This window comes from Kitasatospora sp. NPDC056783, from assembly GCF_042789895.1.
Lineage (GTDB): Bacteria > Actinomycetota > Actinomycetes > Streptomycetales > Streptomycetaceae > Kitasatospora.
In genome coordinates, this window is sequence record NZ_JBHUAF010000354.1 from 1 (window position 1) to 9,119 (window position 9,119).

At 74.6% G+C, this 9,119-nt stretch carries 8 protein-coding genes; 4 read left to right on the top strand and 4 right to left on the bottom strand.

Features of this window, described 5'->3' with window-relative positions; genetic code table 11:
* Window positions 1-45: 45 nt before the first annotated feature.
* A complete protein-coding gene (locus ACFRMQ_RS33070) occupies window positions 46-1,338 on the bottom strand; it encodes a cytochrome P450 (protein WP_380734444.1) in 1,293 nt (430 codons plus the stop codon).
* Between the two features lie 101 nt (window positions 1,339-1,439).
* On the bottom strand, window positions 1,440-2,423 hold the full coding sequence (locus tag ACFRMQ_RS33075; RefSeq protein WP_380734436.1) for a DUF1702 family protein: 984 nt from the start codon (window positions 2,421-2,423) through the stop codon (window positions 1,440-1,442).
* Window positions 2,424-2,639: 216 nt separating this feature from the next.
* On the opposite strand from ACFRMQ_RS33075, the gene ACFRMQ_RS33080 reads away from it, so the two are divergent.
* Window positions 2,640-3,581, top strand: a complete 942-nt coding sequence (locus tag ACFRMQ_RS33080) for a hypothetical protein (protein WP_380734437.1) — start codon at window positions 2,640-2,642, stop codon at window positions 3,579-3,581.
* A gap of 78 nt (window positions 3,582-3,659) precedes the next feature.
* On the opposite strand, the gene ACFRMQ_RS33085 is transcribed toward ACFRMQ_RS33080, so the two are convergent.
* The gene (locus ACFRMQ_RS33085; protein WP_380734438.1) at window positions 3,660-4,301 is read right to left on the bottom strand and encodes a TetR/AcrR family transcriptional regulator; all 642 of its coding nucleotides are present in this window, start codon (window positions 4,299-4,301) and stop codon (window positions 3,660-3,662) included.
* A 78-nt stretch (window positions 4,302-4,379) separates the two neighbouring features.
* Here ACFRMQ_RS33085 and ACFRMQ_RS33090 point away from each other — a divergent pair, with 78 nt between their 5' ends.
* Window positions 4,380-5,810, top strand: a complete 1,431-nt coding sequence (locus ACFRMQ_RS33090) for a carotenoid oxygenase family protein (RefSeq protein WP_380734439.1) — start codon at window positions 4,380-4,382, stop codon at window positions 5,808-5,810.
* On the opposite strand, the gene ACFRMQ_RS33095 is transcribed toward ACFRMQ_RS33090, so the two are convergent.
* The gene (locus ACFRMQ_RS33095) at window positions 5,725-6,312 is read right to left on the bottom strand and encodes a TetR/AcrR family transcriptional regulator (protein WP_380734440.1); all 588 of its coding nucleotides are present in this window, start codon (window positions 6,310-6,312) and stop codon (window positions 5,725-5,727) included. The two genes, ACFRMQ_RS33090 and ACFRMQ_RS33095, sit on opposite strands and share 86 nt — an antisense overlap.
* 217 nt (window positions 6,313-6,529) lie before the next feature.
* On the opposite strand from ACFRMQ_RS33095, the gene ACFRMQ_RS33100 reads away from it, so the two are divergent.
* Both ACFRMQ_RS33100 and ACFRMQ_RS33105 read left to right on the top strand, forming a co-directional pair.
* Window positions 6,530-8,098 carry a GMC family oxidoreductase gene (locus tag ACFRMQ_RS33100; RefSeq protein ID WP_380734442.1) on the top strand — a complete coding sequence of 523 codons (1,569 nt, stop codon included), beginning with the start codon at window positions 6,530-6,532 and terminating at the stop codon, window positions 8,096-8,098.
* A 139-nt stretch (window positions 8,099-8,237) separates the two neighbouring features.
* Entirely contained in the window at window positions 8,238-9,059 is an 822-nt protein-coding gene (locus tag ACFRMQ_RS33105) for an SAM-dependent methyltransferase (protein ID WP_380734443.1), read from the top strand.
* Window positions 9,060-9,119 lie beyond the last annotated feature (60 nt).

Here is a 9,119-nt window from a genome sequence, read left to right on the forward strand (position 1 = left end):
CGTGAGGTCCGGGCCGCCGGGCGGCCCGGACCTTCGTGCGGGGCCTCAGTCGCGCGGTTCCACGGTCATCGGCAGGCCGCCCCGGACCCGAAGGGTCAGCATCGGCTCGGCCCGCACCCGGTGGCCGGGCGGGACGGACAGCCGCAGCCGGCGCAGCAGGACGGCGAGCACGACGGTGGCCTCCAGCGTCCCCAGGCCGCTGCCCACGCAGACCCGGGGACCGGCGCCGAACGGCACGTAGGCGTAGCGGTGGCGGCCGGCCGTGCGCCCCTTGGCGAAGCGGTCGGGATCGAAGCGCTCGGGGTCGTCCCAGAAGTCCGGGTGCCGGTGCAGGGTGTAGGGGCACAGGACGACATCGGCGCCGGCGGGTACGCGGTAGCCGCCGATCTCGTCCTCGGTGAGCGCCTTGCGGGGCAGCAGCCACACCGCCGGGTAGAGGCGCATCACCTCCTGGAGGACGGCGGAGGTGTAGGTGAGCCGGTGGACGTCCTCGAAGTCGGGCAGCCGGTCGCCGAGGACCTCGTCGACCTCCGCGCGGACCCGGTCCCCGACCTCGGGGTGGCGGTCGAGGAGGTACAGCGCCCAGCCGAGGGTGCTGGCCGTGGTGTCGTGTCCGGCGAGCAGCAGGGTGATCAGCTCGTCGCGCATCCGCTCCCGCCTCGCCCGGGGGTCGCGCTCCTCGGCGGTGACGTCGACGAGGCGGGACAGCACGTCGTCGCGGGTCCCGTCGGAGGCCGGGTGGCGCCGCCGTTCGCTCGCGAGCGCGGCGACGATCCGGTCCAGCTCGGCGCGTGCCCGGCGGAATCTGAGCTGGAGCGGCAACGGCACCCAGGAGGGCACCGAACCGAGGCTCATCATCTCGAAGATGGCCTGGTCCTGGACGACCTCGAAGGCCTCGCCGATGGACTCGTAGGCGCCGAGGTCGGCGTCCAGGAGCGAGCGGCCGAGCACCCCGAGGGTCAGCGTGGTCATCTCCTGCCGGATGTCCACCGGCCCGGCGCCCGCCGAGCGGCGCAGGCGTCCGGCGAGCAGCGCCGCCTCCTCGGCGATCGCCCCGGTCTGCCGGGAGATCCGGCGGGCCTGGAACACCGGCTGGATCACCTTGCGCTGGGCGCGCCACAGTTCGCCCTCGCTGGTCAGCAGGCCGTCGCCGAGGGCGCGCCGGGCGTGCACCAGGCCGATGCCCTTGTGGTAGTTGGCGCTGTTGTCGGTGAGGACCCGGCGGACGTGGTCGGGGTGGTTGAAGAAGTAGAGGGTCTTGGGGCCGAGCGGCAGCCGCACCGCGTCACCGTAGGCGGCCGCGGCCCCGGTCATCACGGCCAGCCGGTCGGCGGCCATCCGGGCCAGCAGGACGGGTGTGGCGGCGCGGGACGGCCCGGGGAGCCGGCGGTGCGCTCCGCCGCGTGGCCGGGCCGGGGCCCGGTCGGGTCCGGCGGCGCTCACGCGCGGGCCCCGGGGGTGCCGCTGGTGATCCGGTCGGCGATGCGCCGCCGCCAGGTCTCGTAGGCCGTCAGCGCCTCGTCGACGGCGGGCCGCGGCCGGGTCTGCTCGCACACCGCGGCGGCCTGCTCCGGGGTGAGGCCGCAGAGCAGCCGGACGGCGGTCTCGGAGTGCGCGGTGAGCAGGCCGGACTCGACCCGGGCGGTGGCGGCGAAGGCCACGCCCTGGACGAACTGGGGCCGGTGCTCGCCGGCCCGGTCGAGCAGCACGTCCAGTTCGGCCTCGGTGGCGCCTCCGGCGTAGCAGGTGGCCAGGCCGACCCCGGCCCACAGGTCGGCGTGGCGGTCGGTCTGGTAGCCGTCGACCAGGTCGGCGACCACGGCCGGGTCGGTGCCGCCGATGAACCACAGGGCCCGGCCGATGCCCTGGTCGACGGCGTGCCCGGCGTAGTGGCGGGTCTCGTCGCCGGGCCAGGGGAAGCCGCTCTCCCGGTGGTGCTCGTGGACGTACCGAGCGGTGCGGAAGTACGCCTGGTGGAAGCCGTATCCGTCCAGGGCGAGCCAGCGCAGCAGCGGGTCGGCGGGCGCGACGGACGCCCAGCGGAAGCGGGGCAGCCGGGCCATCGCCCAGCCGACCCCGACGTGGACCATGTAGCTGTGCGGCGCGCCGTGGCCCGACAGGAACTCCGCGACCCGGCCCCTGCCGGGCAGCGGCAGGCCGTCCAGCATGGCCAGGCCCATCGCCGCGCCCTCGTAGGCGAAGCCCCGGTACCGCACCGGTATCCGCTCCAGCCGCCGGTGGGCCTCGTCCTGGTCGGCGGCCTCGACGGCGATCGCGTAGCCGTCGAGGAAGGTCGCGCCGACGGTCTCCAGGTTCTCGCGCGCCTCGGGGCTCTTCACGTGGAAGCCCCGGGTCGACAACTTCGTCTCGTGGTGACTCGGTGTCAACAGACGGCGCCTGAGCGCCCGCCAGATCCCGCTCATCACTGTCTCCCGCCCGCCGCACGCCCGGTGGCCGCGGCTCTCCGGATACATGCTTGGGGGCCCCGGCGCGTGGGACTACTCCCACCGTGCCGATGCCAGGCAACACGGAAGTAGCCAAGGTGCCGACCCGACCTGAAAATCTGTCATGTTCCATGAGGGGGAGGTAGTTTCCGCCGGGTCCGGCGGGGCGTTTCCCGTGAGCTGAGGAGATTCCGCGTGACCGAGACCACCACCACGGGCTGGACGGTGAAGGCGCCGCCGCGCGCCACCTCGCTGTTCGTCAACGGGCTGTTCCCGCGGCGCCGGGCCCTGGTCGTGGTGTCGGCGCTGCTCGGCGGTCTGCTGCTGGCGTACGCCTGGCCCGCGACCGCGGTGGACGAAGGGTTCGGCTTCGCGGCAGGGAACGCGCCGCCGCGCGGCTTCGGCGCCACCGCGCTGTTCGCCTTCGTCTCGGGCCTGGCCGGGTCGTTCACCGCCTGCAACGTGGCGGTGTTCGGCGCGGTGGGGCCGTTGCTCGGACAGATGAGCCTGACCCGTCGTCGACGGCTGGTGCACGTGCTGCACCCGCTGGGCTGGCTGGCGGCCGGCCTGGTGCCCGTCGCCGTCGTCTACGGGGTGCTGGTCGGTCTGTTCGGCACCCGGACGCCGCACGTGCGGGCGGTCCCCGCCGCCGTCCCTCCGGGGGCGGTCCAGGCGATGGCCGTGTTCGGGGTGGTCGGCCTGGTGCTGCTGGTGATCGGGCTGGCTGCCGTCGGCGTGCTGCCCGACCCGCTGGCGGGGGTGGCCCGGCGGTTCCCGAACGCCCCGCTGGTGCTGCTCGGCGCCCTGCTCGGGGCCCTCCTGACCGGCTGCCCGTCCCCGCTGGTCCGCACCCTGTTCCGGCAGGTGGCCCTGGAACGCGAACCGCTGTACGGCGCGCTGGTGTTCTCGCTCCAGTCGATCGCCGGTTTCCTGGTGATGGCGCTGCTGTTCCTGGTGCTGTCCTACGGCTTCGGCGGGCCCGTGCAGCGCTGGCTGGCCACCGGGCCGGGCCGGGGGGCGGCGCTGACCGCGTCCGCCTTCCTGGTGGCGGGCGCGTTCGCGGTCGGTTACTGGGACGTCCGGCTGCTCGGAGACCTGGGCCTCGTGTGGTGGCCGCGGGCGCCCTGGAGCGGATGACGCGTTCCGGTACGACGACGGCGGCGGAGGACGGCGGAGGACGGCGTCGGACGACGGCGGGTCGGGGCCCGGGTGGGCTCAGACCCGCCGTTTCGCTGCCCGGGCCACGGACTCCCGGGCGCGGGCCGGGTCGTCCCCGGCGCCGAGGACCATGCCGCAGACCTGCGCCTCGAAGCAGACGTCCGCGGTGAGCGGCTCGACCAGGTAGCCGCCGAGGTCGAGGGTGACCAGGCCGTGCAGCGCGATCCAGAGCTGGTGGGCCACCAGCTCCGGGTCGGAGGGCTGGAAGCGCTCGGCGGCCACGCAGCGCTTGACCGCCCCGACGAGGGCGGCCAGGGTGTAGCGGCCGTGCTGCCGGTCGTCGTCGGTGAGTGAGAATCCGCTGAGGCCGGAGCCGCCGAACATGACGTTGTAGAGGTGCCGGTGCTCGCGGGCGTTGGCCCGGTAGGCCCAGCCGAGCGTGACCACGTCGGCGACCGGGTCGTCGCTCTGCTCGACCGCCTCCAGCCTCCGGTTGAGCAGCGTGAAGCCTTCGCGGACCACCGCCCGCACCAGGTCGTCCATGCCGCCGAAGTGCGTGTAGACGGCCATGGTCGAGGTGCCCACGGTCGCCGCCAGTTTGCGGGTGGACAGCGCGGCGGGCCCCTCCTCGCTGAGCAGCTTCGCCGCGGCCTCGATCAGCTGGGTGCCGAGATTCGGGTCAACTCGCCGTGGACTCACCCTTGACAGTATGTCAGCCGCCTGTGAACCTCGTCTATGACAGTGTTATGTAACGGTGCTATCGATGGAGGGGCGGCCATGCCTCGTACCACTGGTCACACGCCGACGAGTCACCTGTCCGGCGCCGAACCGCTCGCGCGCCGCATCGCCGACCGGGTCCCGCACAGCACGGTGCACCTGCTCGGACCCGGCTACCGGCCGGTGCCCGCCGAGACCGAGCACACCGACCTGACCGTCCGCGGCACCCTGCCGCCGGGACTGGACGGCACCTTCCTGCGGATCGGCCCCAACGCCCGCGGCGTCCACGACCCGGCCCTGCGGCACGCCTTCGCCGGCGCCGGCATGGTGCACGGCGTGCGCCTCGGCGGCGGCCGCGCCCACTGGTACCGCAACCGCTGGCTGCGCGGCGACACCGTCAGCCGCGAACTGGGCGAACTGCCCACCCCCGGCCCGCGCCGCGGCCTCGACGACAACGTCAACGCCAACCTCGTCCACCACGCCGGCCGCACCCTGGCCGTCACCGACGGCGGCGCCCTGCCGCTCGTCCTCGACCCCGAACTGCGCACCCTCGCCCGCACCGACTTCGACGCGACCCTGCCCGGCGGGTTCTGCGCCCACCCGCTCACCGACCCGCTGACCGGGGAACTCCACGCCGTCGCCGTCGAACCGGCCGGCGACAAGGCCGTCCTGCTCACCGTCGACGTCGGAGGACGGGTCCGCGCCGCGCAGCCGGTGCCGGTCAAGGGCCGCCCCTGGATGCACGCCTTCGCGCTCACCGAACGCCACACGATCCTGTTCGACCTGCCGGTCGCCCACGACCCCGCCGAGGCCCGGGCCGGCTCACCGGTGCCCTACACCTGGCAGCCCGACCGTGACGCCCGGATCGGCATCGTCCCCCGTGACCGGCCGGGAGCCCCGGTCCTGTGGCTCGACGTCCTGCCCTGCTTCGTGTTCCACCCCGTCAACGCCTTCGAGGACGCCGACGGCCGGATCACCGTGGACGTGATCCGCCACGAACGGGCCTTCGACCGCGACCGGCTGCACCCCAGCGAGTCCGCGCCCACCCTGTGGCGGTGGATCCTGGACCCCCGCGAGGGCGCCGTGGTCGAACACCGGCTCGACGGCCGGACCCAGGAGTTCCCGCGCATCGACGAACGGCGCACCGGCCTGCCGTACCGCTACGCCTTCACCGTCGAACTCGCCCCGGACCAGGGCGCGGCGCTGTGCGGTCCGGCACTGCTGCGGCACGACCTCGTCGCCGGCCGCACCGACCGGCACGCCTTCACCGGCGGGCGGCAGAGCGGCGAACCCGTCTTCGTCCCGCGCGACGCGCTGGCCCCCGAGGCCGACGGCTGGCTGGTGACCCTGGTGTACGACCCCGTCACCGACCGCGGCGAACTGGTCGTCCTGGACACCGCGGACTTCACCGGCCCGCCGGTCGCGGTGGTGCCGCTGCCGGAGCGGGTGCCGCACGGGTTCCACGCGCGCTGGGTGCCCGCCCGGTGGTGACCGGAGCCCCGGCCGGGCGCGGCGGCCCCGGGCGCAGCGCGGTGACGGTGCTCAGCAGCAGCACCCGGCCGAAGAACCCCGCCAAGGCCGGACCGGGCAGGCCGGTGGCCGTCGCCACCACCCGCCACAGCCGCTCCCAGTGCCGGGCCGCCGCCTCGCGGACCACCGGATCCGAGGCGGCCGCCGCGTGCAGCTGCCACTGGAAGGCGAAGACGCTCCCGGTGCCGAGCAGGCGCCGCCAGGCCCGCTCGCCGGCCCGCAGCGCCGGTGCGCCGTCCAGGCCCTCGGCCGCGGCCGTGAAGGCCTCGGCGGCGCGGGTGGTGGCGTGCTCGGCGGCCGCCAGGAACACCTCGCGCTTCCCGGCGAACAGCCGCAGCAGGTACGGCTGCGACACCCCGGCCCGGGCCGCGATCACCACCGTCGAGGTGCCCTGGTACCCACCCCGGGCGAACTCGTCGACCGCCACCCGCACCACCACCGCCCGCCGCTGATCCGCGGTCATCCGCATCGGCGCACACCTCCCGCGTCGAGCGTCACACCCCGTCCGCCGGACGGACTTCTCCAGGAATGCCGAACCCGGGCGCCCGGCGCCCCGGAACACCGGCCGGGAATTCCCCGCGCGAATTCCGGACGGCCGCTCCGGCAATCGGTGAGAAGTCCGCGCCGCGGCCCCGGCGATACGGTGCGGGAATTCGACCGTACCGACCGGGGGGAAACGCATGGCCGCCTCAGACTCCTTCGACGACATCGTGGTGGGCGGAGGCACCGCGGGCGCCGTGGTCGCGGCCCGGCTCAGCGAGGACGGCACCCGGCGGGTGGCGCTGATCGAGGCCGGCCCGCACTACGCCACCCGCGAGCGGACCCCGGACGACCTGCTGAACGGCAACGCGATGTCGCTGGCCCGGCACGGCTGGGGACTGTCCGCGAGGCTCACCGCGAGCCGGCGCACCGCCTTCCCGCAGGGCCGGGTGACCGGTGGCTCCTCGGCCGTCGGCAACACGGTGATGATCCGCGCCACCCCCGCCGACTTCGCGGAGTGGGCGGCCCTCGGCAACCCGGCGTGGAGCTGGGAGGAGGCGCTGCCCCGGCTGCGCGCGATCGAGGACGACCTCGACTTCGGCACCGACCCGCTCCACGGCACCGGCGGCCCGATCCCGATCCGGCGCTGGCGCCCGGAGGAGCTCACCACCGTGCAACGGCTCTTCCTCGACGGCTGCCTGGAGGCCGGCCACCCGTACGCCGCCGACCACAACCACCCGCTGTCCACCGGCGTCGGCCCGATCCCGTCCAACCGCCGTGACGCCCGCGAGCGGGTCTCCACCGCCATGGCGTACCTGTGGCCCGCCGCCGCCCGCCCGAACCTGACCATCGTCCCGGACGTCCTGGCCGACCGGGTCCTGATCGACGGCGACGGCGCCGCGCGCGGCGTCCGGGTCCTGGCGGGCGGCGCCGAACGGGACCTGACGGCACGGCGCGTCGTGCTCGCGGCGGGGGCGGTCGGCTCGCCCGCCGTCCTGCTGCGGTCGGGCGTCGGCCCGGCCGACCGGCTGGCCGAGCTGGGCATCCCGGTGCGCGCGGACCTCCCGGGAGTCGGCGAGGGCCTGGTCGACCAGCCGCGGATCGGCGTCTTCCTGGCGCCCAGGCCCGGCACGGCCGACGCGAGCGCCTCCACCGGCCAGATCGTGCTGCGCACCACCGCGCCCGCGCGGGCCGGGGGAGCGGAGCGCTTCAACGACATGTACTACGCGATGGTCAACCACTTCAACCTGACCCACCACTTCCCCCGGCTGCGCGCCGCGGCCGGCACCGACGAGGTGTTCGGCATCATGGCGGTGGTCCGTCGCCAGCACTCCCGGGGCCGGATCACCCTGGCCTCCGCGGACCCGCGCACCGCGCCGCGGATCGACCTCGGCTACCTCGGCGACCGGCGTGACCACGACCTGTTCGCGGAAGCGGTCCGCACCTGCTGGCGGTTGGCGAACTCGGCCGGGATCGGCGCGCGGGCCCGGAAGGTCGTCGGGCTGGACCAGAGGACCGTCGACGACGACGAACTGCTCCGGGAGTACGTCGAGACCGTCGTGGACACGGCCTTCAACCCGGCCGGCACCCTGCGGATGGGGCCGGCCGACGACCCGGGCGCGGTGGTGGACCAGTTCGGCGCCGTCCGGGGCGTGGCCGGGCTGTACGCCGCCGACGCCTCCGTCATGCCGTCCATGGTCTGCGCCAACACCGCGTTGACCACCGTGCTGATCGGCGAGCGGATCGCCGAGGCGCTGCGCGCGGGCTGACATTCCGCGTGGAAGGCTCCGGGCATTCTCGGAGTAGGTGCCGTACGGCCCTCTTGGAACAATTTCTTCCAGCATCCTCCGGTCACCGGGAAAACACGTCCGCGCTGATTCGTGCGCGGCCTTTCGGAAAGGAACGGCGATGACTGCAGAAAACGCGGAATCCGGGAAGATCGCGGGGGTCGACCCCGAGGTTCCGCACGTCTCGCGGGTGTTCGACCTGATGCTCGGCGGTACCGCGAACTTCGCGGCCGACCGTGCCGCCGCCGAGTACGCGTTCGCGTCCTGGCCGGGCGGCGACGTCCGGGTGGACATCCGGGCCGCGCGCGGCGCGCTGGTCCGGATCGTGCGCCACCTGGCCGCCGAGGCCGGCGTCCGGCAGTTCCTCGACATCGGCACCGGCCTGCCCACGATGGCCAACACCCACGAGGTGGCGCGGAGCGTCGTTCCGGACGCCAGGACCGTCTACGTGGACAAGGACCCGGTCGTGGTGGCGCACGCCCGCCACCTGCTGGCAGGCCTGCCCGAGGACGAGGTCCGCTACCTGCACGCCGACATGAAGGAGCTGGACCGGATCCTCGACGAGGCGCGGGACGTGCTGGACTTCGACCGGCCGATCGGCGTGATCCTCTTCGGCGTCCTGCACTTCTTCCCCGACGAGCAGGGCCCGGCCGAGCTGATGAAGCGCATCGTGGACGCCGTCCCCCCGGGCAGCCACGTCGCCTTCTCCCAGTTCGCCCGGGTCGGTGAGGACGCCGCGATGGACGAGGCGTTCGAACTGCTCAACCAGCAGTGGGGGGAGTCGGTGGTACGCCGGACCAGGCAGGAGACCGCCGACCTCTACTTCGCCGGGCTGGAGCCGGTCGAGCCCGGGGTGGCCGAGCTGCCCGACTGGCGGCCGGAGCCCGGCGAGGCGGGCCCGCGGCCGATGCCGATGTGGTGCGGGCTGGCCCGCAAGGCCTGACCGCCCGCCGACGAGCCGTACCGAGCCGCCCCGGCGGCCCGGTACGGCTCACGCGTGCCC

Excerpts from the sequence above, each read along its gene's own strand:
- ACFRMQ_RS33070 (WP_380734444.1), bottom strand. The coding sequence starts at position 1,338 with ATGGCCGCCGACCGGCTGGCCGTGATGACCGGGGCCGCGGCCGCCTAC.
- ACFRMQ_RS33075 (WP_380734436.1), bottom strand. The coding sequence starts at position 2,423 with ATGAGCGGGATCTGGCGGGCGCTCAGGCGCCGTCTGTTGACACCGAGT.
- ACFRMQ_RS33090 (WP_380734439.1), top strand. The coding sequence starts at position 4,380 with ATGCCTCGTACCACTGGTCACACGCCGACGAGTCACCTGTCCGGCGCC.
- ACFRMQ_RS33095 (WP_380734440.1), bottom strand. The coding sequence starts at position 6,312 with ATGACCGCGGATCAGCGGCGGGCGGTGGTGGTGCGGGTGGCGGTCGAC.
- ACFRMQ_RS33100 (WP_380734442.1), top strand. The coding sequence starts at position 6,530 with ATGGCCGCCTCAGACTCCTTCGACGACATCGTGGTGGGCGGAGGCACC.
- ACFRMQ_RS33105 (WP_380734443.1), top strand. The coding sequence starts at position 8,238 with ATGACTGCAGAAAACGCGGAATCCGGGAAGATCGCGGGGGTCGACCCC.